This window comes from Cryobacterium suzukii, assembly GCF_004403185.1.
Classification (GTDB): domain Bacteria; phylum Actinomycetota; class Actinomycetes; order Actinomycetales; family Microbacteriaceae; genus Cryobacterium; species Cryobacterium suzukii.
The window spans coordinates 124,884-149,409 of sequence record NZ_SOHJ01000013.1; the positions used below are offsets into that span (position 1 = coordinate 124,884).

The 24,526-nt window shown below is 61.1% G+C and carries 24 protein-coding genes and 1 riboswitch; of the genes, 11 read left to right on the plus strand and 13 right to left on the minus strand.

Features of this window, described 5'->3' with window-relative positions; translation table 11 throughout:
* Nucleotide 1 precedes the first annotated feature (1 nt).
* Both ctaD and E3T39_RS13360 read left to right on the plus strand, forming a co-directional pair.
* Nucleotides 2-1,732 carry an aa3-type cytochrome oxidase subunit I gene (ctaD, locus tag E3T39_RS13355; RefSeq protein WP_134516131.1) on the plus strand — a complete coding sequence of 577 codons (1,731 nt, stop codon included), beginning with the start codon at nucleotides 2-4 and terminating at the stop codon, nucleotides 1,730-1,732.
* Entirely contained in the window at nucleotides 1,733-2,149 is a 417-nt protein-coding gene (locus E3T39_RS13360) for a cytochrome c oxidase subunit 4 (RefSeq protein ID WP_134516133.1), read from the plus strand.
* A 126-nt stretch (nucleotides 2,150-2,275) separates the two neighbouring features.
* Here E3T39_RS13360 and E3T39_RS13365 read toward each other — a convergent pair whose 3' ends face one another.
* The 5 genes from E3T39_RS13365 to ctaE all read right to left on the minus strand — a co-directional run bounded on the left by E3T39_RS13365 (nucleotide 2,276) and on the right by ctaE (nucleotide 7,414).
* Nucleotides 2,276-3,097 carry a methyltransferase domain-containing protein gene (locus tag E3T39_RS13365; protein WP_134516135.1) on the minus strand — a complete coding sequence of 274 codons (822 nt, stop codon included), beginning with the start codon at nucleotides 3,095-3,097 and terminating at the stop codon, nucleotides 2,276-2,278.
* 25 nt (nucleotides 3,098-3,122) lie between these two features.
* Nucleotides 3,123-4,772: a cytochrome bc1 complex cytochrome b subunit gene (gene qcrB / locus E3T39_RS13370; protein ID WP_134516137.1), complete on the minus strand. Its 1,650-nt coding sequence runs from the start codon at nucleotides 4,770-4,772 to the stop codon at nucleotides 3,123-3,125.
* Nucleotides 4,769-5,842 carry a cytochrome bc1 complex Rieske iron-sulfur subunit gene (gene qcrA / locus E3T39_RS13375; RefSeq protein ID WP_134516139.1) on the minus strand — a complete coding sequence of 358 codons (1,074 nt, stop codon included), beginning with the start codon at nucleotides 5,840-5,842 and terminating at the stop codon, nucleotides 4,769-4,771. Before qcrA ends, qcrB begins: the two co-directional genes overlap by 4 nt.
* A 92-nt stretch (nucleotides 5,843-5,934) precedes the next feature.
* Entirely contained in the window at nucleotides 5,935-6,747 is an 813-nt protein-coding gene (gene qcrC / locus E3T39_RS13380) for a cytochrome bc1 complex diheme cytochrome c subunit (protein ID WP_134516141.1), read from the minus strand.
* A gap of 37 nt (nucleotides 6,748-6,784) precedes the next feature.
* The gene (gene ctaE, locus E3T39_RS13385) at nucleotides 6,785-7,414 is read right to left on the minus strand and encodes an aa3-type cytochrome oxidase subunit III (RefSeq protein ID WP_241979706.1); all 630 of its coding nucleotides are present in this window, start codon (nucleotides 7,412-7,414) and stop codon (nucleotides 6,785-6,787) included.
* A gap of 143 nt (nucleotides 7,415-7,557) precedes the next feature.
* On the opposite strand from ctaE, the gene trpD reads away from it, so the two are divergent.
* Nucleotides 7,558-8,610 (plus strand): anthranilate phosphoribosyltransferase, encoded by a 1,053-nt coding sequence (trpD, locus tag E3T39_RS13390; RefSeq protein WP_134516143.1) that lies wholly within the window; start codon nucleotides 7,558-7,560, stop codon nucleotides 8,608-8,610.
* A gap of 29 nt (nucleotides 8,611-8,639) precedes the next feature.
* Here trpD and glpK read toward each other — a convergent pair whose 3' ends face one another.
* Both glpK and E3T39_RS13400 read right to left on the minus strand, forming a co-directional pair.
* Nucleotides 8,640-10,154 carry a glycerol kinase GlpK gene (gene glpK, locus E3T39_RS13395; RefSeq protein ID WP_134516144.1) on the minus strand — a complete coding sequence of 505 codons (1,515 nt, stop codon included), beginning with the start codon at nucleotides 10,152-10,154 and terminating at the stop codon, nucleotides 8,640-8,642.
* Nucleotides 10,155-10,246: 92 nt separating this feature from the next.
* Entirely contained in the window at nucleotides 10,247-11,008 is a 762-nt protein-coding gene (locus E3T39_RS13400) for an MIP/aquaporin family protein (RefSeq protein ID WP_134516146.1), read from the minus strand.
* Nucleotides 11,009-11,225: 217 nt separating this feature from the next.
* On the opposite strand from E3T39_RS13400, the gene dhaK reads away from it, so the two are divergent.
* The 4 genes from dhaK (at nucleotide 11,226) to E3T39_RS13420 (ending at nucleotide 13,928) form a co-directional block, all read left to right on the plus strand.
* Nucleotides 11,226-12,227, plus strand: coding sequence for a dihydroxyacetone kinase subunit DhaK (gene dhaK, locus E3T39_RS13405; protein ID WP_134516289.1), 1,002 nt, complete (start codon nucleotides 11,226-11,228; stop codon nucleotides 12,225-12,227).
* Nucleotides 12,228-12,238: 11 nt separating this feature from the next.
* Nucleotides 12,239-12,937: a dihydroxyacetone kinase subunit DhaL gene (dhaL, locus tag E3T39_RS13410; protein ID WP_134516148.1), complete on the plus strand. Its 699-nt coding sequence runs from the start codon at nucleotides 12,239-12,241 to the stop codon at nucleotides 12,935-12,937.
* Nucleotides 12,937-13,632: a dihydroxyacetone kinase phosphoryl donor subunit DhaM gene (dhaM, locus tag E3T39_RS13415; protein ID WP_134516150.1), complete on the plus strand. Its 696-nt coding sequence runs from the start codon at nucleotides 12,937-12,939 to the stop codon at nucleotides 13,630-13,632. Before dhaL ends, dhaM begins: the two co-directional genes overlap by 1 nt.
* A gap of 74 nt (nucleotides 13,633-13,706) precedes the next feature.
* A complete protein-coding gene (locus E3T39_RS13420) occupies nucleotides 13,707-13,928 on the plus strand; it encodes a hypothetical protein (RefSeq protein ID WP_134516152.1) in 222 nt (73 codons plus the stop codon).
* Nucleotides 13,929-14,003: 75 nt separating this feature from the next.
* Here the strand turns inward: E3T39_RS13420 and E3T39_RS13425 are convergent, their stop codons facing one another.
* Together E3T39_RS13425 and E3T39_RS13430 are read right to left on the minus strand one after the other, a co-directional pair.
* Nucleotides 14,004-14,414 (minus strand): ester cyclase, encoded by a 411-nt coding sequence (locus E3T39_RS13425; protein ID WP_134516154.1) that lies wholly within the window; start codon nucleotides 14,412-14,414, stop codon nucleotides 14,004-14,006.
* Nucleotides 14,415-14,630: 216 nt separating this feature from the next.
* Entirely contained in the window at nucleotides 14,631-15,479 is an 849-nt protein-coding gene (locus E3T39_RS13430; protein ID WP_134516156.1) for an alpha/beta fold hydrolase, read from the minus strand.
* Nucleotides 15,480-15,739: 260 nt separating this feature from the next.
* Here E3T39_RS13430 and E3T39_RS13435 point away from each other — a divergent pair, with 260 nt between their 5' ends.
* Nucleotides 15,740-16,333 carry a DUF488 domain-containing protein gene (locus tag E3T39_RS13435; RefSeq protein ID WP_241979707.1) on the plus strand — a complete coding sequence of 198 codons (594 nt, stop codon included), beginning with the start codon at nucleotides 15,740-15,742 and terminating at the stop codon, nucleotides 16,331-16,333.
* Here the strand turns inward: E3T39_RS13435 and E3T39_RS13440 are convergent.
* Complete coding sequence (locus E3T39_RS13440; RefSeq protein ID WP_134516158.1) at nucleotides 16,300-16,953, minus strand: DNA-3-methyladenine glycosylase; 654 nt, start codon at nucleotides 16,951-16,953, stop codon at nucleotides 16,300-16,302. The genes E3T39_RS13435 and E3T39_RS13440 overlap by 34 nt on opposite strands.
* Before the next feature lie 117 nt (nucleotides 16,954-17,070).
* Nucleotides 17,071-17,136, plus strand: a riboswitch (guanidine-III (ykkC-III) riboswitch).
* An 11-nt stretch (nucleotides 17,137-17,147) separates the two neighbouring features.
* Here E3T39_RS13440 and E3T39_RS13445 point away from each other — a divergent pair.
* Nucleotides 17,148-17,522, plus strand: a complete 375-nt coding sequence (locus tag E3T39_RS13445; protein ID WP_134516160.1) for a DMT family transporter — start codon at nucleotides 17,148-17,150, stop codon at nucleotides 17,520-17,522.
* Here the strand turns inward: E3T39_RS13445 and E3T39_RS13450 are convergent.
* The 3 genes from E3T39_RS13450 to E3T39_RS13460 form a co-directional block, all read right to left on the minus strand.
* The gene (locus tag E3T39_RS13450; RefSeq protein WP_134516162.1) at nucleotides 17,519-19,417 is read right to left on the minus strand and encodes a Na+/H+ antiporter; all 1,899 of its coding nucleotides are present in this window, start codon (nucleotides 19,415-19,417) and stop codon (nucleotides 17,519-17,521) included. The two genes, E3T39_RS13445 and E3T39_RS13450, sit on opposite strands and share 4 nt — an antisense overlap.
* A gap of 30 nt (nucleotides 19,418-19,447) precedes the next feature.
* Nucleotides 19,448-20,377: an aldo/keto reductase gene (locus E3T39_RS13455; RefSeq protein WP_134516164.1), complete on the minus strand. Its 930-nt coding sequence runs from the start codon at nucleotides 20,375-20,377 to the stop codon at nucleotides 19,448-19,450.
* 285 nt (nucleotides 20,378-20,662) lie between these two features.
* The gene (locus E3T39_RS13460; RefSeq protein WP_166784136.1) at nucleotides 20,663-21,502 is read right to left on the minus strand and encodes a DeoR/GlpR family DNA-binding transcription regulator; all 840 of its coding nucleotides are present in this window, start codon (nucleotides 21,500-21,502) and stop codon (nucleotides 20,663-20,665) included.
* 135 nt (nucleotides 21,503-21,637) lie between these two features.
* On the opposite strand from E3T39_RS13460, the gene E3T39_RS13465 reads away from it, so the two are divergent.
* Nucleotides 21,638-22,996 (plus strand): MFS transporter, encoded by a 1,359-nt coding sequence (locus tag E3T39_RS13465; RefSeq protein WP_134516167.1) that lies wholly within the window; start codon nucleotides 21,638-21,640, stop codon nucleotides 22,994-22,996.
* 7 nt (nucleotides 22,997-23,003) lie between these two features.
* Entirely contained in the window at nucleotides 23,004-24,509 is a 1,506-nt protein-coding gene (locus E3T39_RS13470) for a mannitol dehydrogenase family protein (protein WP_134516169.1), read from the plus strand.
* Nucleotides 24,510-24,526: the final 17 nt, after the last annotated feature.

Genomic DNA, 24,526 nt, shown 5'->3' on the forward strand with positions numbered 1-24,526 from the left:
CATGACCACGACAATTTCACCCGTTGAGTCACGCCCGGCCGCACCGGTCTCCGACTCGGCCGAACGTAAGGGCAACGTACTCGTCCGGTGGATTACCTCCACCGACCACAAGGTCATCGGGTACATGTACCTAATCACCTCGTTCATCTACTTCTGCCTCGGCGGAGTCATGGCGTTGATCATTCGTGCCCAGCTGTTCGCTCCGGGACTCGACGTGGTGCAGACCAAGGAGCAGTACAACCAGCTCTTCACAATGCACGGCACGATCATGCTCCTAATGTTCGCCACGCCCCTCTTCTTCGGCTTCGCGAACTTCCTGGTTCCGCTACAAATCGGTGCGCCTGACGTCGCGTTCCCGCGGCTAAACGCCCTTGCCTACTGGTTCTTCAACTTCGGAAGCCTGATCGCCGTCGCCGGATTCCTTACGCCGCAGGGCGCGGCATCCTTCGGATGGTTCGCCTACCAGCCCCTGGCGAGCACCACGTTCTCGCCCGGAGTCGGTGGAAACCTGTGGATGGTCGGGCTAGGGCTTTCCGGCTTCGGAACAATCCTGGGTGCCGTGAACTTCATCACAACCATCATCACCATGCGCGCACCCGGTATGACGATGTGGCGTATGCCGGTGTTCACGTGGAACACTCTAATCACCGCACTGCTGAGCCTGATGGTTTTCCCGGTACTCGCTGCTGCCATGCTCGCCGCGGCGTCCGACCGCATCTTTGGTTCGCACATTTACGATCCTGCAAACGGTGGCGCGATCCTCTGGCAACACCTCTTCTGGTTCTTCGGTCACCCCGAGGTTTACATCATCGCGCTGCCGTTCTTCGGCATCGTCTCAGAAGTGTTCCCTGTCTTCAGTCGCAAGCCGATGTTCGGGTACAAGACGCTCATCTATGCGACCATTTCCATCGCGGCGCTGTCGGTCTCGGTCTGGGCGCACCACATGTACGTCACCGGATCGGTACTTCTGCCGTTCTTCTCGCTCATGACCATGCTCATCGCCGTTCCGACCGGGGTCAAGATCTTCAACTGGATCGGCACCATGTGGCGTGGTTCCATCACCTTCGAAACACCCATGATCTGGGCCATCGGCTTCCTCGTCACGTTCACCTTCGGTGGACTCACGGGTGTCATCCTGGCGTCACCGCCGCTCGACTTCCACGTGTCGGACACCTACTTCGTCGTTGCGCACTTCCACTACGTTGTGTTCGGTACCGTCGTCTTCGCGATGTTCAGCGGGTTCTATTTCTGGTGGCCCAAGTGGACCGGCAAGATGCTCAATGAGAGCCTCGGCAAGTGGCACTTCTGGCTGTTATTCATCGGCTTCCACACGACCTTCCTTATCCAGCACTGGCTCGGCGTGATGGGCATGCCTCGTCGTTACGCGACGTATTCGCCCGACGATGGTTTCACTTGGATGAACCAGGTATCCACCATCGGCGCCATGGTTCTCGCCGTGTCGATGATCCCGTTCTTCCTGAACGTGTACATCACCGCGCGCAAGGCACCACAGGTCACGGTCAACGATCCGTGGGGCTATGGGGCCTCGCTCGAGTGGGCAACGTCCTGCCCGCCGCCGCGCCACAACTTCACTTCCATTCCCCGAATCCGCTCTGAACGTCCGGCTTTCGACCTCAACCATCCCGAAGCCGGCCTACCGGTCGGTATCGGCCCCGGTAAAGATGCCCCCGACGTGACGGTTTACGACATCGATTCGAATCAGGTTAAATAAATGAAAACCAACGCAAACCTGCTCTGGGTGCTCACCGTATTCTTTGTCGTCGTCACGATTGTCTATGTCGCATGGAACCTCTTCGACCACGGCGCGGTCGAATGGGCGGGTACGTTCATGCTCGCTTTGACGGCAGTACTAATGGCACTCGTTGCCTTCTACCTCGGTAAAGTACATGCAGCCCAGGGCGGTGAGCTGCCCGAAGACCGTCTCGATGGCAACATTGATGACGGTGATCCAGAAATGGGATTCTTTAGTCCCTGGAGCTGGTGGCCTATTTTCCTGGCCGCATCAACGGCACTCCTCTTCCTCGGCTTGGCCGTGGGCTACTGGATTTGCTTCATCGGTCTAGGTCTCGGTCTCGTCGCCCTTACCGGTTGGGTGTACGAGTACTACCGGGGCCTGTTCGCCCGCTAAGCACACGACTCGTTCGATACCGATCTCCCTCACGGGAGGTCGGTATCGTCGTTTAACGGTGCAGCAGCGTCACGTCACGGGCAGGTGCAAGGCGGGGAACCGTCCTGATGCTGCGCACAGCGGATCTTAGCGTCGTCGAAAACCAAAGATGTCGAACGCGACCGTGACGACTTGATCAATTCCCGCCGGGTCCACTCCGGCAGGGCGCGAGTGATGCGCGGACGGACCCATGCCGATCAGCGACGTCACCTCTGAAGCCGTCAGCTGCACGGTACGACCGAACTGTTCGTGCACCTCGGGGGTGAACCAGGCACCGAGACTAGCTGTCAGATGAGCCGCCTTGTCGGCTTGCATTTCCACGGCGAGTCCCGAGTCGCGCAATTGCTGCAGATGGCTCGGCTGCGGAACGACGACCAGCAGCAGTCCATCCGCACGCAGCACGCGAGCGAATTCGGCGGCATTGCGGGGTGCAAAAACGTTGAGGATGAGGTCCGCGGCGCCATCGCGCACCGGGAGCGGCGACCAGACGTCCGCCACCAGCCCGTCGACGCGTTCACTTGATCGGATAGTACGACCCACGGCGGTAGGGGAGAGGTCCATTCCCAGCGCCCGTATATTGTCTCCTGAGGGCAGCGCTGCCCTCAGATAGTACCCGGTGCCACAGCCCACATCGAGGACGCGCTTGGGCGCCTCACCGGCGACGATGTCTCGGATAATGTCTCGAAGAGGTTCATACCACCCGGCCTTAAGGAACTGGTCCCGCGCTTCCAGCATGGTCGCGCTATCACCGATGAACTTGTGCGGTCCGGCGAGCAGGTTGACGAAGCCCCGCTTGTTCACGTCGAAGGAATGACCGCGCTCACATCCCAATAGCAGTTCGCCGCTGGGGTGGAGGGGGAGTAAACAGTTCGGGCACCGAAGCCACTCCGATAGCGTCTGGAGTGACATCGATGCCCGTTCTGTTCGGTGTGATCTACTTATCGGTGATCTCCGCTGGGTGATCGCCGTGAGCCCGGTTCAGCTCCGTCTGCGTAACCGGAGTGATCCGGTCCTCGAAGAACCAGCGGGACAGGCCGGCACGGACTTTCTCGGCCACGCCGATCTTGCCCTGAGCGTTAGGACGCAACATGAGGGGCTTGAAGTCGCTGTAGCTGACCAGCTTCCAACGCTCATACTCGTCGACGGGCTGGTGCACCTCGACGAACTCGCCACCGGGGAGCCGTACGATACGGCCGGACTCGTAACCGTGCAGCACGATCTCGCGGTCCTTCTTCTGCAGGGCCAGACACACGCGCTTGGCGATGAAGAAGGCGAGGAACGGACCGAGCAACGTGGTCGCCTGGAGCGTGTGGATAACACCCTCCATGGTGAGGTGAAAGTGCGTCGCCATGATGTCCGACGATGCTGCTGCCCAGAGGGAGGCGTAGAACGTGACACCGGCTGCGCCAATAGCGGTGCGAGTCGGGGCGTTGCGCGGACGATCCAGCACGTGATGTTCACGCTTGTCGCCCGTGATCCACGCTTCAATGAACGGATAGATCATGACGGTCACGATGAACAGTCCGACCACGATGAGCACCACGAGGATGTTGAGCGAGTAGGTATGGTTCAGCCAGACGAACTCCCAACCGGTAGGAATCAGACGCATGGCGCCGTCGGCGAAGCCGATGTACCAGTCGGGCTGAGTGCCTGCCGATACCGGTGACGGATCGTATGGGCCGTAGTTCCAGATCGGGTTGATCGTGAACAACGATGCGATCAGCATGACGACACCGAAGACGATGAAGAAGAATCCACCCGCTTTGGCGGCGTAGACCGGCATAACCGGGTAACCAACAACGTTCTGGTTGGTGTGTCCGGCTGCTGGGTACTGGGTGTGCTTGTGCACGACGACGAACAAGAGGTGCATGGCAATCAGCGCGACGATGATGGCCGGCAGCAACAAAATGTGCAGTGAGTACAACCGCCCGACGATGTCCGTACCAGGGAATTCTCCGCCGAAGAGGAGGAAGGAGAACCAGGTGCCGACGACCGGAATGCCCTTGATCAAGCCGTCGATGATGCGCAGGCCGTTACCGGAAAGCAGGTCGTCGGGGAGGGAATAGCCGGTGAAGCCTTCAGCCATTGCCAAGATGAAGAGGATGAAACCGATCACCCAGTTCAGCTCACGCGGTTTGCGGAACGCACCGGTGAAGTAGATGCGCAGCATGTGCAGGCCGATCGCAGCGACAAACAGTAGGGCTGCCCAGTGGTGCACCTGACGCATGAGGAGTCCACCACGAATATCAAAGGAGATATCCATCGTGGACGACATCGCCGCTGACATTGGTATGCCCTTGAGCGGGGCAAAGGAACCGTCGTACACGACCTCGGCCATCGACGCCTGGAAGAAGAAGGTCAGAAACGACCCCGAGAGCAAAATAATGACGAAGCTGTACAGCGCCACTTCTCCGAGAAGAAAGGACCAGTGGTCGGGGAAGATCTTGCGGCCAAGTTCCTTGACGGCGCCCGAGATGCTCGTGCGTTCGTCAATATAGTTGGCGGCTGAGGCTGTGAAACCTCCGGACTTCTTCACCCCGACGCCCTGGTCCTCAGCGGATTCGCGGGTGGTTATCGTTGTCATGCTCGCTCCCAGAAGCTCGGGCCGACTGGTTCAGTGAAATCGCTTTGCGCGATTAGGTAACCCTCAGCGTCCACGGCGATCGGTAGCTGGGGTAGTGCCCGTTTGGCCGGTCCGAAGATGACCTTGCAGTGGTTTTCAACGTCGAACTGCGACTGGTGGCAGGGGCAAAGGAGGTGGTGCGTGTGCTGTTCATAGAGAGCGACCGGGCATCCAACGTGGGTGCAGATCTTAGAATATGCCACGATGCCGTCATAGGACCAGGACTTGCGGTCTTCTTCTTCGATCAGGTCCTTCGGATCCATTCGAATGAGCAGAACAGCGGCTTTCGCCTTCTCTTCCAGACGGCCGTGGCCCATTTCGGACAGGCCTTCCGGAATGACGTGGAACGAAGATCCGAGGGTGACGTCCGCTGCCTTGATCGGGGTTCCGCTCGGGTCGATGGTGAGGCGTACGCCTTTTTTCCACATGGTCTCTTCGAGCAGGGCGACCGGGTCCTGGTCCATCGGGCCGAGGCCGCGAAAGAGAACGACTGCTGGCAGCGGGAACACAACGAGCGCACCGATCAAACTGTTGCGAATGAGTGTGCGGCGACCAAAGCCGGATTCCTCATTGGCTTGCTGAAAGATCTCTACGGCACGGGCCCGGACGGGTTCTGTGCCACGCACGGGGTGACGTTCGTCGACACCCTCGTGATCGCTCATGAGGGCCTTACCCCAGTGCACGGCGCCGATGCCAATGGCAAGCAGCGCAAGGCTGAGGCCGAGCCCGATGAAGAGGTTGTTCAGGCGTACGGAGCCCGGATCTTCGGCAACGATGGGAAACGCCATGTACGCGGCGATTGCAAAGACACTGCCCACGATGGACACGTAGAACAACGTGTATACGGTGCGCTCGGCCTTGCGCTCTTCCTTGTGGTCAAGGTCGGTAATGCGCGGACGGTGCGGCGGGAATCCCGGGTTGACCAGGGCATCCCGTGTAACGACGGCTGTGCTTGCGGCAGATGTCGCGAGCTGCGCGCCAGGCGAGTCGGCGGCGGTTACGTGCTCCGCGCCGTTATCGTCCTTGGCCATTGTTCTCCTTCGTGGGTGTAAATACTTTGCACTGTGGTGCTACGCGACGTTCGATCGGTACCGAATGGCGTGTCAAGACCGGATACCGCGTTCTAATTTGATTTAGCGGTGATCCACACGGTGAGGGCCACGATTGCGCCCAATCCGAAGATCCAGATGAAGAGGCCTTCAGCCACCGGTCCCAAGGAACCGAGTGCCAAACCGCCCGGAGACGGATTGTTCTCGACGTACTTGAGGTAGGTGATGATGTCACGCTTGTCTTCGGGTGAGATATTCATATCGTTGAAAACCGGCATGTTCTGCGGACCGGTGATCATGGCTTCGTAGATGTGCTGGGCCGATACGTTCTCGATCGCTGGAGCGAACTTTCCCTCCGTCAGCGCGCCACCGGCGCCGGCAACGTTGTGGCACATTGCGCAGTTGATGCGGAACAGTTCGGCTCCGGTTGCAGCGTCGCCAGCAGCGTCGAGCAGCTCACCAGAGGGAATAGCCGGTCCGGGAGCGAGCGAAGCCACGTACGCGGCCAGCGCGGCAGTTTGCTCGGGCGTGAACTGCACCGGCTTCTTCTGCGCTTGCGGGCCCTGCATCTGCATCGGCATGCGACCGGTGCCGACTTGGAAGTCGACCGAAGCAGCACCGACTCCGATCAGGCTGGGTCCTTCCGACGAGCCCTGAGCGCTGAGGCCGTGGCAGGTGGCGCAGTTCGCCGCGAAGAGCTTTTCACCCTGGGCGATGGTCTGCTGGGAGGACGCATCCGTTGTCGCAACGGCAGTGCTCGTGCTAAAGGCGACATAGGCGCCTCCAGTGAAGAGCAGTCCGACGGCAATGAGCGCAACACTGGCGAGAGGATGGCGACGTCCGGTCTTGCGTGGCCGGCGTGCACGAGGGGTTTTGATCTTGGTCATGCTGAAGTAGTCCGCTCCCGTTTCTAAGTATTGACTTCTATTTAAGAACGTAGATGACCAGGAAGAGCCCGATCCAGACGACGTCGACGAAGTGCCAGTAGTAGGAAACCACGATGGCGCTGGTGGCCTCTTTATGGCCGAAGTTCTTGACCGCGAAACCGCGCCCAATCACAAGAAGGAAGGCGAGCAGTCCAGCGGTCACGTGAATGCCGTGGAAGCCGGTCGTGATGTAGAAGGCGGAACCATAAGCGTTGGAGGAGAGTGAAATTCCTTCGGAGACCAGGGTGGCGTATTCGAACACTTGGCCGGTGACGAAGATCGCGCCGAGGGCGTAGGTGAGGAAGAACCACTCGATCATGCCCCACTCACTCGGCTTCCAGCCCGTTGAACGAGCCTGCAGCCGTTCGGCAGCAAAAACTCCGAACTGGCAGGTCACCGAGGACGACACCAGGATCAACGTATTGATCAACGCGAAGGTGAAGTTGTGCTTGTCGGCCTCAAACAGCCACAGCTCGGGGGAGGTTGAACGAAGCGTGAAGTAAATTGCGAAGAGCCCCGCGAAAAACATCACCTCGCTGCCCAACCACACAATGGTGCCTACAGCCACGCTGTTGGGCCGGTTCACGACGGGCGCACTCGCCGTCTGAGTAATTGAGGTGCTGGTCACCCCTCCATTATGGCCGATATTCCCACAGGTTTTTCTCAATCACTCGTGCAAGTGAGTCTTATTCCTTGGTTCGGGTGAGCAATTTCGGCGCGGGAGTGCCGTGAATTCGGGGGAGTTGGGCCCGTTCTCCTATGATCGGAATCATGCTTGAATCGCAGTCTTGGCCCAACATATTAAATTCCCTCCTCGTCGGACGGGACTTGAGTGTGGCCGACGCCGCGTGGAGCATGGAACGCATTATGCTCGGCGAGGCCACTCCGTCCCAACTAGGCGCTTTTTTGGTTGCCCTCCGGGCTAAGGGGGAGACCGTCGATGAGATTGTCGGATTTCGAGACGCTATCCTCGAGCAGGCAGTTGCACTCCCAGTCAATCCGATGGCTCTCGACATTGTCGGTACGGGTGGTGACCGGTTCGGGACCGTGAACATTTCTACGATGGCGTCGATCGTCTGCGCGGCAGCCGGTGTGCCGGTGGTCAAGCACGGTAACCGCGCCGCCAGTTCAGCTTCCGGATCGTCGGACGTTCTCGGCGAATTGGGGATCGACCTGTCGCGGGACGCGACGCGCGTGGCTCAGGTGTTCAAGGAGACCGGGATCACCTTTGCCTTTGCTGCGGCTTTTCATCCCGGGTTTCGCCACGTGGCCCTCACTCGCAAGGAGTTGGGTATTCCCACGGTGTTCAATTACCTCGGTCCGCTGTGCAATCCGGCGCGGCCAGAGGCATCCGCCGTCGGCGTCGCTGACCTCGATCGGGTTCCGCTCTTTGTTGGTGTGTTTCAAACTCGAGGTGCAACGGCGCTGGTCTTTCGGGGGGACGATGGCCTCGACGAAATGACGACCACGGGGCACAGCCACGTCTGGGAAGTGTCGCGCGGCCTGGTAACCGAACACGACATCGACCCGCGGGACCTCGGAATCAAGCGAGCGCAGATTAGCGATTTGGTCGGCGGTTCGCCCCAACACAACGCGGACATTGTGCACTCCGTCCTCGCGGGGGAGCCAGGACCGGTCCGCGATATCGTTTTGCTCAATGCGGCAGCCGGGCTGGTGGCCTTCGACCTGGCCAATGATGCATCCCAAGTGCAGGTGGCTATTTTGGAGCGCTTTCGCAATAAGTTGGCCGTAGCCGCCGAAGCCATTGACTCTGGCGTGGCCACGGCCAAATTGTCTGCGTGGATTGCGGCGACGCAGGTCTGAAACCGACGTCGCCGTTCGTGTGACGCGCCCTAGAGAACGTCCTCGTCGACCCACCCGAATGTCTTCGTGACCGCTTTTTTCCAATTGCGCAGCTGGCGGCTGCGTTCAGCCTCGTTCATCTGCGGCGTCCACCGGCTGTCTTCCTGCCAGTTGGTGCGCAGTTCGTCGAGACCGCTCCAGAAGCCCACCGCAAGGCCGGCAGCATAGGCTGCGCCCAACGCTGTCGTTTCCGCAACGACCGGGCGAACCACGGGAACCCCGAGAATGTCGGCCTGAAACTGCATGAGCAGGTTGTTGGTGATCATGCCGCCGTCGACCTTGATCTCCGTGAGGGGCACACCCGAGTCGGCGTTGACCGCATCGATGACCTCCCGGGTCTGAAACGCCGTCGCTTCCAGCGCTGCTCGTGCAATGTGGCCTCTGTTTACGAATCGGGTAAGACCGACCAGGGCACCGCGCGCGTCGGAACGCCAGTACGGCGCAAACAGTCCCGAGAACGCCGGTACGAAGTAGGCTCCGCCATTATCATCGACGGTTTTTGCCAGAGCTTCAATCTCGGAAGCCGAGCTGATCATGCCGAGATTGTCGCGCATCCACTGCACCAGGGCGCCCGTCACGGCGATGGATCCCTCCAGGGCATAGTGCGGGGCGTCATCGCCGAGCTTGTACCCCAGAGTCGTGAGAAGTCCGTTTTTGGAGTGCACAATCTCGGTACCGGTGTTAAAGATCAAGAAATTGCCGGTGCCGTACGTGTTCTTGGCTTCCCCCTGGTCAAACGCCGCCTGCCCGAAAGTCGCCGCCTGCTGGTCACCGAGGATGCCAGCGATGGGAACCTCACGCAGCAGGCTCGAGGTGTGGGCGGTGCCGTAGACCTCGGAGGAGGAGCGGATCGAAGGCAGCATCGACCTGGGCACGTCAAAAATGGCGAGGATCTCGTCGTCCCACTGCAAAGTCTCCAGATCCATGAACAAGGTACGGCTCGCGTTGGTGACGTCGGTGGCGTGCACGCCCCCGTCAACTCCTCCGGTCAGGTTCCACAACACCCAGGAGTCCGTTGTTCCAAAGAGCAGGTCGCCGGCATCAGCCTTGGCCCTGGCACCCTCAACGTTCTCGAGAATCCAAACTATTTTCGTGCCCGAAAAATAGGTAGCCAGGGGCAACCCGACCTTCTTTTTGAACCGTTCCACGCCTCCGTCGGTGGCGAGGCGGTCGACGATGGGCTGGGTGCGGGTGTCCTGCCAAACGATCGCGTTGTAGACGGGAACGCCGGTCGTTTTGTCCCATACCACGGCGGTTTCTCGCTGATTTGTGATGCCGACGGCCCGAATGTCGTGCCGTGTGAGGTTGGCCTTGGACAATGCCTGCCCGATCACTTCGCGGGTGTTGTCCCAAATCTCTTTCGGGTCGTGCTCGACCCAGCCGGCCTGGGGAAAAATCTGCTCGTGTTCGAGTTGCCCGGTCGACACGATCGAGCCGGCCTTGTCGAAGATAATCGCTCGCGAACTGGTGGTTCCCTGGTCTATAGCGAGAATGTAGTCAGTCATTTTGTACGTGTCCTCCTAATGGAATGCCGATTATGCAGGTGGGGTGGCGTGACAACGGGCCGGTTCACGGGGAACCGGCCCGTGTGTTCGAGTCAGGTGGCCAATAGCGGCAGCAGAACCAGGGCGGCCCAGCCAGCCAGCAGGCCGCCGATGATGGGGCCGACGACGGGAACCCAGGAGTAGGCCCAGTCGGAGCTGCCCTTGCCCTTGATGGGCAGGATGAAGTGTGCGATTCGCGGTCCGAGGTCTCGGGCGGGGTTGATGGCGTATCCGGTCGGACCTCCGAGCGAGGTACCGATGACGATCACGAGCAGTGCAACGGGGAGTGGCCCGAGGGCGGCAAGGCCGCCGGTTTCGCCCTGCCGGCCGAAGGCTATGACAACGAAGACCAGTACAAACGTGCCGATGATCTCGGTGACCATGTTCCAGCCGTACGAGCGAATGGCCGGCCCGGTCGAGAAGACACCAAGTTTGTTGGCCGGGTCCGGTTCGGCGTCAAAGTGTTGCTTGTACGCGAGCCAGCAGGCGACGGCGCCGAGAATCGCTCCGATCATCTGTGCGCCGATATAGGCGAGCACGGAGACGGCGTTGACCGGGACATCCATCCCGAATTCCGTGTCACCGTGGGCCACGAGGCCCAGGGTGACGGCCGGATTAAGGTGCCCACCCGAACGATAGGCGACCATGACGCCCGCGAAGACGGCGAAGCCCCAGCCGATGGTCACCATGAGGAACCCACCACCGAGGCCCTTGTTCTTGGCCAAAGCGACGTTGGCAACCACGCCGGTTCCAAGGAGAACCAGCATCGCAGTGCCCACGACCTCCGAGACGAATACAGCTCCGATATTTTCCACGAGAACCTTTCTGGTCAGACAAGGGACGCTGCAGCTTCCCCTCTGCGGTGAACGGACGGCAATAACATAGCGCGGGGCGTCACCAAGGGGAATAGGCCAGGCGAGTTCGCCCTGGCTCTTACTGACCTTGGTCACATCGCGTATGTTGAGCGTGGGAAAATTCGTCTGGGCGAAGCACCCGAAGGAATCCGTGGCATCACCGAGTGAATGGCTGTTCATGAAGAAGCTCATCAACGATCCGAAGAACGTCGTCAACGAGGCCGTCGCCGGGTTCGAGGTGGCGCACGCCGACATTGTGCGAGTCTCGCACGATCCGGTTTTCATTGTGCGAGCGGATGCGCCGCTGCGCGGCAAGGTCGGAATCGTCAGTGGTGGCGGCAGTGGACACGAACCCTTGCACGGTGGATTTGTCGGTTTCGGAATGCTGGATGCCGCCGTTCCCGGCCCCGTTTTCACGTCGCCGACACCGGACCCCATCCTGGCAGCGACACAGGCCGTCGACGGCGGAGCGGGAGTGCTCCACATCGTGAAGAACTACACCGGCGACGTGCTGAATTTTGAGACCGCCGCCGATCTTGCTGCCGCTGAAGGCATCGACGTTCGCGCGGTCATCATTAACGACGATGTCGCCGTGAAGGACTCGCTCTATACAGCCGGACGCCGCGGTGTGGCCGGAACGGTCCTCGTTGAGAAGATTACCGGAGCTGCCGCTGAGCGCGGAGATGATCTGGATGCCGTTCTCGCCGTGGCCGAGAAGGTGAATTCCCGCGTGCGCAGCATGGGTGTTGCGCTCACCCCGTGCGTCGTGCCGCACGCGGGGGAACCGAGTTTTACCCTGGCCGACGACGAAATCGAAATTGGCATTGGCATTCACGGCGAGCCAGGGCGAGAGCGGATCAAGCTCGAGCCCGCCGACGCCATCGTGGACCGGCTGCTCGGCCCCATTCTCGACGACCTGCCCTTTGCCAGTGGTGACGAGGCACTCCTGTTCGTCAACGGTATGGGCGGCACACCGCAGATTGAGCTATATATCGTGTTCCGCCGGGCTGCCGAAGTTCTAACGGAGCGCGGCATCACAGTCACCCGAAGCCTGGTCGGTAATTACACGACGAGCCTCGAGATGGCGGGAGCATCGATCTCCGTTCTGAAACTCGACGACGAGCTCACGGCACTCTGGGATGCCCCGGTGCAGACGTCCGCGCTACGGTGGGGACGGTAGAAGGAGATTCAATGACCCCGAACGATGAACCCGGCGCAGTTGTCTCTGACGCCGACCTCCCCAGCGCAGCACCCAGGCTGGACACCGGCTGGACCATTCGCTGGATTCGACTGAGCGCCGACGTACTCGCAGCCAATCGGGCCGCCCTCAACACCCTCGACCGCGACATCGGCGACGGCGACCACGGGGAGAACATGGATCGCGGTTTCCAGGCGATCCTGCCCAAACTCGATGGGCTCGACGACGAGACAACGCCAGGCTCCGTGTTAAAAATCGTCGCCACAACTCTGATCTCGACGGTCGGCGGCGCTGCCGGTCCGCTGTACGGTACAGCCTTTCTAAAAGCCGCCGGTGCTGTCGGCACGACGCAATCGTTGGATGCGACCGCACTGGTCGCCCTGCTGACGGCGGCGCGGGACGGCATCGTGCTGCGGGGCAAAGCAGCAGAGGGTGACAAGACCATGGTCGACGCCTGGACCCCGGCCGTCAACGCGGCGTCGGCCGCGCAGACGGCTGGCTCACCCGTTGGCGCGGTCCTGCTCGCCGCAGCGGATGCCGCGGCGCAAGGCGCCCAGGCCACCGAGCCGCTGGTAGCACGCAAGGGACGGGCAAGCTATCTCGGAGAGCGAGCGATCGGTCACCGAGACCCGGGTTCCCAGTCGACGTCACTGCTGCTGCGCGCCGCGGCCGACGTGATGGCGCAGCATTGATGGCGGCGGCATCCGCTGAACGAGTCGGCATAATTTTCGTTTCGCACAGCGAGAAGATCGCGACGGGCTTGGTCGAACTGGCACGCCAAATGGCTCCCACGGTGCGTCTTGTCGCCGCGGGCGGAACAGATTCCGGTGGAATCGGTACGAGCTTTGAGAAGATCAGCGCCGGAATCATCGCGGCGAACGGCGGCGTGGGCGTGGTGATTATCTGCGATCTCGGTTCGGCCATCCTGACCGCGGAAACCGCGCGCGATTTTCTCGAGGAGGCCGAGCAAGACCAGGTGCGGATTGTCGACGCACCCCTCGTCGAAGGTGGGGTAGCTGCAGCGGTGGCCGCAGAAACCGGGGGAGGCCTTGACGAGGTTGTGGCGGCGGCGCAGTCAGCGCTGCACGTGATGAGTAAGGCGACACTGGCCACCGAGCCGTCCGCTTCGTCCGGGGTGTCGCGCACGGTGATCCTCGTTAACAAGGACGGTCTTCACGCACGGCCAGCCGCAGAATTCGTGAATCTGGCGAGCACATTTTCGGTTCCGATTACCGTGAACGGCATGGATGCCGGCAGCCTGCTGAGCATAATGTCGCTCGGCCTCACTCGGGGGAGCAGCGTGCAGCTCACGTCGACAGACCCCGCGGCTGGACCGGCGATCAATGCCCTCGCGGACCTGCTGGAATCAGGCTTCGGAGAGAAGTGAGCCGTCGGCGCGAACTTATGGCCTAGACATAGCAGTTCCGTGCCTTATTGTCCAATCCGGCGTATCGTAATGGCATGATTCAGGACAAGAACACCTCAAGAGGTCCCGCAGAGCGGGCCACGACCGATTCCCAGGCGTGCCCGATCTGCGGTCATGCCATGCGCGAACACACCATTGATCACTCAACCCGAAATACCGTGGTCGACTGCCCGGTTCCGCATCCGGGCGCGTGGGACCGCGATGCCTTCGAACCGGTCAATGAATATGGCATGGTCATACATCGAACCCACACCTGACTCGTCAGGGCAACTTGTGCATCATGTTTATCGATGCACCCGGCCATTCTGACTGAAAATGCGAGTTGTTGCGGGCTACGGGGCGAGGCCCAGTTGTTCTAGCATGCCCTGTTGGTCGCTACTGCCCCACCGCTCGACGAGTATCCCGTTCTGGAACCGGCTGATTTGCATCCCACGTACCGACATCGTCTTGCCGCTGGCGGCCCGGCCCATGAGGGGGCCCAGGTGGGTGCCGGTGAGGGTATAAGCGAATGCGACGTCGGTGTCGTTCGCGACGAGACGTTCGACTTCGATGTGCAGGTCTGGGAAAGCGGCAATCATCTCGCCGAAGAACGCTTTGTAGCCTGCCGGGCCCGGGCCCTGGCCAGGCGCCGGGTCGTTGTCGACGGCGTCTTCGGCCACGAGGTCGTCTAGAAGGTCGAGTTTTCCGCTGTTCACGGCTTCACCAAACTTTTGCTGTGCGGCGATATTCGCTTCTTTACTCATGTGTTTACTCTTTTCTTGGGGTTGAACACGGATTATTTTGTGCGGGTCACGGGGTGTCCGCTCCCGCGCTGCCGGGAAACGCTTCGGCGACGGCGCAGGGGCTGTTAGATCTGGCCGAAAGGGGCCGCACCCTCCCGCGCGGCCACGACCCGTAAAGAGATGAAGAGGGCCTGCGCGTCGGACTCTTCCCGTCAGCGCGGACCCTCTTCGGTTTCGCTACTTCGCGAGGAAAGCGAGTACGTGCCGGTTCCATTCCTCGCGATGCGAAACGGTCAGACCGTGCGGGGCGCCTTCGATCACCACGAGTTCGCTGCCGGAAATGGCCGCGTGCGTGCGCTTGCCACTGACCTCGAAGGGCACGATCGTGTCGGAGTCGCCGTGTATCACCAGGGTTGGTACGGTGATTTTCGACAGATCATCGCGGAAGTCCGTTGTGGCGAATGCGGCCGTGCAGTCGAGCGTGCCTTTCGGCGACGCCATTTCGGCCATATCAAGGGTGTATGCAATCTGCGCGGAACTGACCTTCGGCTTATTGACCATTGACGGCTTACCGGCGGTGAAAAACATCTGAAGAAATTCGTGCAGGAATGCCGGTCGGTCTTCGGTCAGGCCGTCGTGGAACCATTGGGCCAGTTCGGCATCGACACCTCCATCGGGGTTGTCATCCGATTTCCAGAGGTACGGCGGCACTGCGCTGGCGAAGACGAGCTTCGCGATGCGGTCGGTGCCGTAGGTTCCCACGTAACGAGCAAGCTCGCCGCCACCCATTGAAAATCCAATGAGAGTGACATCTCGCAGGTCGAGGGTATCAAGAACGGCCTTCAAGTCGGCGGCGAACGTGTCGTAATCATACCCATTCCACGGCTGAGATGACTGGCCGAATCCGCGGCGATCGTACGTGATGACCCTGTGACCGGCCTCGACCAGCGCGGGTACCTGACCTTCCCAGGACCTGCTGCTGAGTGGCCAGCCGTGAATCAGTACAACGGGCTTACCGGCACCGACGTATTCGTAGTGCAGTTCGACGTCAGGACCGCTTTGACCAGGGACGGTAATGAAAGGCATGTTCTCTCCTCGTACTCGGGATGGTTCGTTGGAGGTAACTGAGTTTGTGCAGTCTAGACAATCGAGGTTCGCTGAGAAAATGCTGAAATGAAAATGCGGGGGTCCCGGCCAGCCGGTCGATTCCCGGTAGTTTGCGCCACAGAGTCGCTTATGCCCACTGGTGAGATTTCGTAGCGGCACAGTTTTTGCCGCGCGCGATGACCTGTTACGAGAGCTTCATTCAGCAGGTGCGGTTCAATGGAAGCATGGCTGGAACCTGTGTGTACACGATCGGGCATTCGACTCACCCCATTGATGAGTTCGTTGGAATGTTGAAAGCGAATGGCGTCGAACGACTCATCGACGTGCGCACCGTTCCGGGGTCTCGTCACAACCCGCAGTTTGGGGAGCACGAACTTTCGGCGAGCATGTCGGAAGCAGATATCGACTATCAGCGACTCGCCGAGCTCGGCGGTCTACGGCACACCCCGGCGGCAGAAGCATCCATCAATGGAGCGTGGCGCAATAAGAGCTTTCGCAACTACGCCGACTACATGCAAACGCCCGAGTTCGTTGCCGGTGTCGACGAGTTGATTGCACTGGCGAGGAAGCAGACGGTGGCGCTCATGTGTGCCGAGGCCGTGCCCTGGCGTTGTCACCGATCACTGATTGGAGACGCGTTGCTGGCTCGGGACATCCGGGTTGCCGACATCATGAGCCTGACCTCGACCAAGCCGCACACCCTGACCAGCTTTGCCAAACTCGATGGTCACCGCGTGTGGTACCCACCAGAAAATTCACCACGGCAGACGTTCGCGGATTGCGAGCCCCGCAATTTATCTCAAGGTCTCGGTGATGGGCGGCCAGGTTTGTAGGTCGATACGGATGAAGATTCAGCCAACCAGTATCGCCACGGAAAGTTCGTCGCGTTGCCGCCGGGCCCGCTGACGCCAACGCGGGGTCCGGTTCGGTGGGGTAAAACCACACCGGCATCCGGAATATAGAACTTCCACTGTCCGCCGAAAAGATCGTCACCGTCGTTGTCCAGGGTTGCTCCGAAGCTTTGGGCAACGCAGCCAGGACCTCGCGCCAAATTCCTATCTAGGAGAGGAACCTTTCGTGGTTTGCTTTCACGGCGGCTGCGGGCGATATCGGAACCCTCTATTACTTCTCCCGCCCTAATGAGACAACCGTATGGCTGGCCCGGTTTTCCGGCGACCAGGTTCACCGCGTGGTGCATACCGTAGGTGAAGTAGCAGTACAGGTGACCGGCGGGGCCGAACATTGTCCTATTTCGATTCGTCATGCCCCGATAGCTGTGCGCGCCGGGGTCGCGTTCCCCCGCATACGCCTCAACCTCGGTGATGCGAATGGTCACAGTGCCATCGTCATCGGTGCGTTGAAGGATGCAGCCGAGAATTTCCGGCGCGACATCGAGCACCTCGCGGGAAAAAAACCCTCGGTCCGCTAGATGAAATCCATTTAGAACGCTCATTTGGTTAGCGTATCCACTCCCGGTGAGCACCGTACGCGCAGCTCGAAACGACGATGCGGCAGCCGTTGTTCTAGCTCCTCTGCACAGGGATTGTTCAGCGGATGTGCTTATCGTCGGGGGAGGCCGTGGAATGCGACCCCCGGACGACGGATCAGTACCCGGATCGCGACAAGACTGGCCGAGGAGTAACAGTTATGTCGTGGATCGTACTCATTGCGTCCGGAGTGCTCGAAGCTGTCTGGGCAACCGCTCTCGGCAAGTCCGAGGGTTTCACCAAATTGTGGCCGACCGTTATTTTCGGTGCTGGGCTCGCGCTCAGCATGGGAGGCCTGGCCTGGGCGATGCGCGAAATTCCAATTGGAACGGCCTATGCCGTGTGGGTTGGCATCGGCGCAGCTCTAACGGTGACCTGGGCGATGGTCAGCGGGGATACCACTGTCTCCTGGCTGAAGATCGCTTTGCTGGTCGGGCTCATCGGCTGCGTCGTCGGCCTCAAGCTCGTGGATACCCCGGCCGAGGCTGCCGCCCTCGGGGACACGTACTCGGGCGTATCGACGAACTCTCGCTAACCGAGGAGCTCGTCAACGTAACACCAGCGCCACAATTCACGCGGCTCGGCGCTGCACATGATGGGGTGGCCGGACTCGTGGAAATGCCTGGTCGCGTGCTGACCGACGGATGAATCGCAGCAGCCCACCTTGCCGCAGATTAGGCACATCCGTAGGTGTACCGGGGTAGTGCCTTCGCGTACACAGTCGCTACATTCCGGGTCCGGCGGCACTGGATGCTCACCGACGGCCCGTAAGTGTTCGCAGCCGCCGGCGCCCAGGGGGACTCCAGCGTTGTCGGGCCGGGTCGCGGGATGGGCTTCGGCGCTGAAGTCGATGCCCAAATCGTCAGGCGGGGTGTCCAACATAGATTCCTCAACATCGAGCATCTCGAGCACTTCGCTGATCACCTCGTGGGCATATTCGCCCGAACGGCGCAATTTTAGAACCCGGGCTCGTTCCGCATCGAGCATGGCCAGCCGTAACTGTACGTAGCGCTTACTGGGAGTGCGGTCTGCAAGCTCCGATCGTCCGAGCCGCTCCCAGGCCGCTCGATTGCGTTCCTGTGTGCGGCGTTCGAGCATATCGAGCACCTCAGGCGGATCGTCGGCCCGCGCGTGCCGGCGCAGGTTTTCTATGCCAGCGGCGGTGGCCTGGTCCATTAGCGCAGCCTGGCTCAGCGCATCCGCTTTCGTATCTGGACCACGCACCCGCAGGATGCGAACCAGCCACGGCAGGCTCAGGCCCTGCACAACGAGGGTTCCGGCCACCACTCCCAGGGCCGCGAGAACGAGGACGGGGCGGTGGGCAACGTCCTCTGGCAGGGCGAATACCGCAGCCAGGGTGACCACACCGCGCATGCCAGCCCACGACACAATGGTCGGCAACTGCCAGGGCGGTGCGGGGTCGACCCGTCGAATTTTGGGTATCAGCCGAGGGAGATAAATCGCGGGAAACACCCAAATCGGGCGCAACAGGAGAACTGCGACGAGGATGACAGCGCAGGCACCCCAGATTCGCCCGGCACCGAGTGAGTCGCCTGAGGTCGCTTCAATGATCGACCGCACCTGTAACCCGATCAGCAGAAAAACAGAGTTCTCGAGCAGGAACTGCACCGTGGCCCAGTTGCTGCGCTGGCTCAATCGCGACGCGCCGCCCGGCATGGCGGGCGTCTTGGTGCCGATCACGAGTCCGGCCACAACGACAGCCAACACGCCAGATGCATTGATCTCCTCGGCTGGAATGTAGGCCACGAACGGGGCCGCTAGCGACATGGACGTGTTTATGGCCACATTGCGCACGCGTCTGCGGATCTGCAGTAGGAGCCACGCAGCGATCAGGCCGATCACGACACCACCACCGGCGGCAAAAGCGAGGTCTGACGCCACTTGCCAGACAGTGACGCTACCGCCAATAGCAACGATCGCCGTGCGAAGAAGTACCAGTGCGGTCGCATCGTTGACCAGCGACTCACCTTCCAGAAGACTCACTACCCGGCGCGGGAGCCCCACTCGGCGGGCGATCGTAGTCGCCGCCACCGCATCCGGGGGAGCCACCACCGCGCCAAGGGCGAACGCCGCAGCCAAGGGAACTTCCGGGATCAGCCACCAGACGATCAGGCCGATGGTCACGGTACCGAAAATGACATAACCGACTGACAGCAGGCCGATGGATCGCAGGTTGGTACGAAACTCGACCAGCGAGGTACGGATGGCGGCTGCGTAAAGCAGCGGAGGAAGGATTCCCACCAACACCAGTTCCGGATCGAGCTCTACGGCTGGAATGAACGGCAGGTATGAGCCGACGACGCCGACAACTACCAGGAGCAGTGGAACAGACAGGTTCAAGCGTCTAGCGAGTGCGCTGGCCGCGCAGACAACGACGACGAGAGTGAGTAGACCGAGTGAGACATCCATTTTTTACCGCCAAGGGTTTCTGGGGCCGGACTACGGCAAGATATGTCCAGCGGCAGTGAAGAGTCGATACCATTCCTCCCGCGTGAGGGCGATATCAGACCCCACCGCCGAATCGAGAAGGTGGCGCACGCTTGTCGTGCCGAGAACCACCTGCATGTGGGCAGGATGACGGGTGATCCAGGCAACGGCGATGGCAGCCGGGGGAGCAGCATAGGTTCGAGCCAGGTCATCGATGACCTCGTTCAATGCGGAGTAGTTTTCTCGATCGTTTAGAAAAATACCATCGAAGAACCCCTTCTGAAACGGCGACCATGCCTGCAGCGTGATGTTGTTGAGCCGGCAGTAATCGAGGATGCCGTTGTCCCGGTCAATGGACTGGTCGAGGCCGGCCATGTTGGCCGAAATGCCGGCGGCGATCAGCGGCGCGTGCGTGATGCTGAGTTGCACCTGGTTCACGATGAGCGGTTGGGCCACCGAGTGTTTCAGCAGCTCGACCTGCCCCGGGGTGTGATTGGAGACGCCAAAATTAAGCACTTTTCCCGCATCGTGCAGGACGTTGAAGGCCTCGGCGACCTCGTCGGGTTCCACGAGTGCGTCAGGGCGGTGCAGCAACAGCAGGTCGAGATAGTCGGTCTTCAACGCCGTGAGCGAATCATCGACGGATTCAAGGATGTGCTCCTTGGAGAAGTCCCAGAAGCCGGCTCTAATGCCGACCTTTGACTGGATGGCGACGCTGGCCCGATCCTCCGCCGAAAACGTCACGGCGTCGCCGAAACGCCGCTCGCATTCGTGGGGCTCGCTGCCGTACACGTCGGCGTGATCGAAGAAGTTTATGCCGGCATCTCTGGACGCTCCAACCAAGGATCGGATCTCTTCGTCGGCGAGAGGAACGATCCGCATCAGCCCCAGAATGATATTGGAGACTTCGAAGTGGGTATTCGGTAACGTCATTGTCCTCATAGCTCCAGTCTGGATGCAGACGGGCCAGAACAACACCCCAACAACTGTTTGAACGCGACCGGGACGTTATCTGTGGGCTGGGGTCTGCCTACAGTGTCGGCCGTGAAAAGATTTCGTCTGCGGCTGAACGCACGTTAGTTTCGCGCTCTACTCGGGCGGGAAGATGAGGTTGCCCGACACCAGCACGGGTGAGAGGGGGCACGCTGAAATCAATCTATTGACATAATGTGCATTATCGGTCACTTTGTAGAAGCTCTGCCAGCGAGTCCGATGGGCCTGGCATGTCTAGAATTCGACAGACGGAGTGGGTATGTAATGCACGCGCAAATCGAGCGTGTTGAGGTGCTCACGGAGCTCCGGCGCGAGTTCGGCATTGACGACCACGTCGTCGAAGTCGGCCAGGTCAGCCACGTGATACAGACCCTTGGCCTCGAACTTGCTGTCGTCAAGCACCAGCACCTTGCGATCGGCCCGAGTGAGCAAGGCTCGCTTCGTTTCGGCGGCCGCGGCGTCCGGGTGAAAGAGAGCGTCGTTCTTCACTGTCGTGGTCGACACGAAAACCACGTCGGCAGAGACCCGGCTGAGCTGCTCGACCACGACGGCACCGAGAAATGAGTCTGTCTCGTGCACGTATTGGCCACCGAGACCCACGAGCGTAATCTGCGGATGCATCAGCGTCAGTTCGCGCATCAGCCCCAGCGCGTGGGTGACCACCGCGCTCGGCGCCCGTGCGGCGAGGTGGCCGAGCATGGCTGCGACCGTAGTCGAGTCGTCGAAAGCCACAACGTCACCGGTCCGAATCAGCAGGGCTGCCTCTGCGGCGAGAGCCTTCTTGAGGCCGACCCTGGTCGCCCGGCGCAGGCGGACATCCTGTTCGGCAAACGGATGCGGCTTCGCACGAGCCCCGCCCCGCACGCGTTCGACAAGTCCCTCGCGGGCGAGGAGATCAAGGTCGCGGTGAATCGTCATGGCGCTGACGCAAAAGGTTTCGACAAGCTTTTCGAGTCGCACGGGCCCGTGTTCCTCGATGTGGCGCACCAGTTCGCTCCGCCGCACCGGACCGGTGAGGCCATCGCGCGTGAGGGAATCGTCGTCGGTGACGTGGGCCAGCTTCATGTTCGCCATAATAGGCGCCCCGACGCGTGTTGTTAAATCGATGTGAGCAAATGCGTATTTCATAACAGACGGCGTGTTAAATAAGTAAGAACATGTGTTAGTTTTGGTGCGCTCAATCTCTGGACCATCGTAAGGACGCGAAGAATGGCAGCTCAGGCTCTCACCCACCCAGGCACCCCCGCAGGCGCGACACGCGGCCTCGTGAGGCACGGGCTACTCGACCGACTTGGACTCCCCCGCCCGCTGCTGTGGGGGTACATCGGACTAGCCCTGTTCATGGTCGGTGACGGCGTCGAAACCAACATTCTTGCGCCATTCCTCACCGGCGATCACGGCTTCAGCATCCCCCTGGTCGGCACACTGGTCACCGTCTATGGCGTGGCCGTCGCCATCGCCGCGTTCCTTTCAGCCGCACTCTCTGACCTGTGGGGCCCGCGCCGCGTGATGATGATCGGCGCCGGTATCTGGGTCGTCTTCAACCTGCTCTTTCTCACCGTCGCCCTCACCTCAAGCAACGTCATGCTCATCTTCGTCACCTACGGCCTGCGCGGCTTTGGGTACCCCTTCTTTGCCTACGGGTTTCTGGTGTGGATCACCGCGACCGCCAACCCCAAACACCTCGCGAGTTCCATCGGCTGGTTCTACGTGGCTTTCACCGCTGGACTTCCCACCCTCGGTGCGCTCGTTGCGACCGGCGCCCTCGATATCTTCCATCTCTCGATGTACGAAACCCTCTGGGTTTCCCTCGTGCTCGTCATTGTCGGAGCCCTCGTTGCCTTCATCGGCGTCAAGGAGAAGGCCGGCCGCAATCCCCTCGTCGACAACCCCGAGGAGGTCGTCAAAGTCCTGTCCTATGGGCTCAAGCTTCTCTCCACCAAGCCCAGGGTGCTGCTCGTGATGCTCACCCGCATGATCAACTCGATCCCGACCTACGGCATGGCAATCTTCTTCCCGGCCCTGTTTGTGGACCGGTTCAACTGGTCGATCGGCCAGTTCCTGATTCTCACCACCGTGATCTATGCGGTGAACATTCCCTTCAACCTCGTCTTCGGCGCGCTCGGCGACCGCTTCGGCTGGAGCCGCACCGTGACCTGGTTCGGCGCAGTGCTCTGCGCCGTGTCGATGATCGGCCTCTACGTCGTTCCCATCTATGCCATCGGCCAGGGCTGGCCGTTCGCCTACGGCCTCACCCTTATCGTTGGCGCGATCTTCGGAATCGGCCTTGCCGGGTTTGTGCCGCTGTCCGCGATCGCTGTGTCGCTCGCCCCACAGCAGCCAGGCGCGGCGATGAGCTCCTACAACCTCGGCATCGGCGCGGCCGTGTTCGCCGGCCCGCTCCTCGTGGCCCTGCTCTACGGCACCCTCGGCGCACTCGGACTCGTGGTGCTCTTCGCCGCGCTGTATCTGGTGGCCGCCGTGATGGCATCCGTGTTGCGGGGAACGCAGCCCGGCTTCCACGGTGTGCCCGCTCGCATTCCATTTGATGACGCTCGACTGAATTGAGACCCACATGACCACGCTCACCACTCCCCCTTTTTCCACCGGCACCGTCCTCACGACGGATGCCCTGGCCACCCTCGCGGCCACCGTACGCGTTCCGTCCTACGACCGCACCGGACTGACCGCGGGCATCATTCACTTCGGTGTCGGCGGGTTTCACCGTGCGCACCAGGCACTCATGATCGACGACCTGCTCAGCCAGGGCCTGGCCCGTGATTGGGCGATTTGCGGAGTCGGCGTGCTGGCCGGTGACTCACGCATGCGAGACGTCATGGCTGCCCAGGATGGCCTCTACACGTTGGTCGAAAAGCATGCCGACGGGCATCTGGAGGGCCGCGTCATCGGATCGATCATCGACTATATGTTCGCCCCCGACGACGTCGATGCTGTCATCGAGCGGATGGCCAGCCCCGAGGTGAAGATCGTCTCTCTCACCGTGACCGAGGGCGGCTATAACATCAACCCGGTGACCGGGGCTTTTGACTTCGGTAACCCTCAAGTGCAGGCCGACCTGGCGCCCGGCGCCGCGCCGGCCACAGTTTTCGGCATTACCGTGGAGGCTCTGCGGCGCCGGCGCGACCGCGGAGTGACCCCGTTCACGGTCATGTCGTGCGACAACCTGCAAAACAACGGTGAGGTTGCCCACCGCACCTTCGTGGCATTCGCGACCGCCCGCGACGCTGAACTTGCCGCCTGGATCGATGCCAACGTGAGCTTTCCGAACAGCATGGTTGACCGCATCACTCCCGGCACAACGGATACCGATCGCGCGCTGGTCGCCGAAACCTTCGGCGTGCGGGACGCCTGGCCCGTGGTGTGCGAGCCCTTCTTCCAGTGGGTCTTACAGGACTCCTTTACCGACGGGCGCCCGCCCTACGAGCACGTGCGCACCCAGCTCGTCGCCGACGTCGAGCCCTACGAGCTCATGAAGCTGCGTTTGTTGAATGCGAGCCACCAGGGCCTGTGCTATTTCGCACATTTGATGGGCTATCGGCTCGTGCACGACGCCGCGGCCGACCCGCTGATCTCACTCTTCCTGCGCGCCTACATGGACCGCGAGGGCTCCCCCACGCTCAAGCCGGTGCCCGGCATCGACCTCGACGCTTACAAGGACGAGCTCATCGCGCGGTTCTCGAACCCGAGCGTGCGCGACACCGTCGCGCGGCTGTGCAACGAGTCCTCTGACCGGATCCCGAAGTGGCTCGTGCCGGTGATCGTCGACCAGCTCGCGGCCGGTCGTTCGGTGCAGTTGTCAGCAGCGATCGTGGCCAGCTGGGCCCGCTACGCGGAGGGAACGGATGAGCAGGGCCAGCCGATCGAGGTCGCCGACCGTCTAAAGGAACGTGTCATGAATAACGCTGCCGGATTCGCCTCTGACCGACATTCGTTCCTGCGCGACCGCGACCTGTTCGGCGATCTCGTCGACGACACGACGTTTGTCGGAGCCTACGACCAAGCGCTTGAGCTGCTGCACACGGTCGGCGCCCGCGAAACACTGGTCGCGCTTTTAACCTAGCCCGCGGGCGTGCTGGC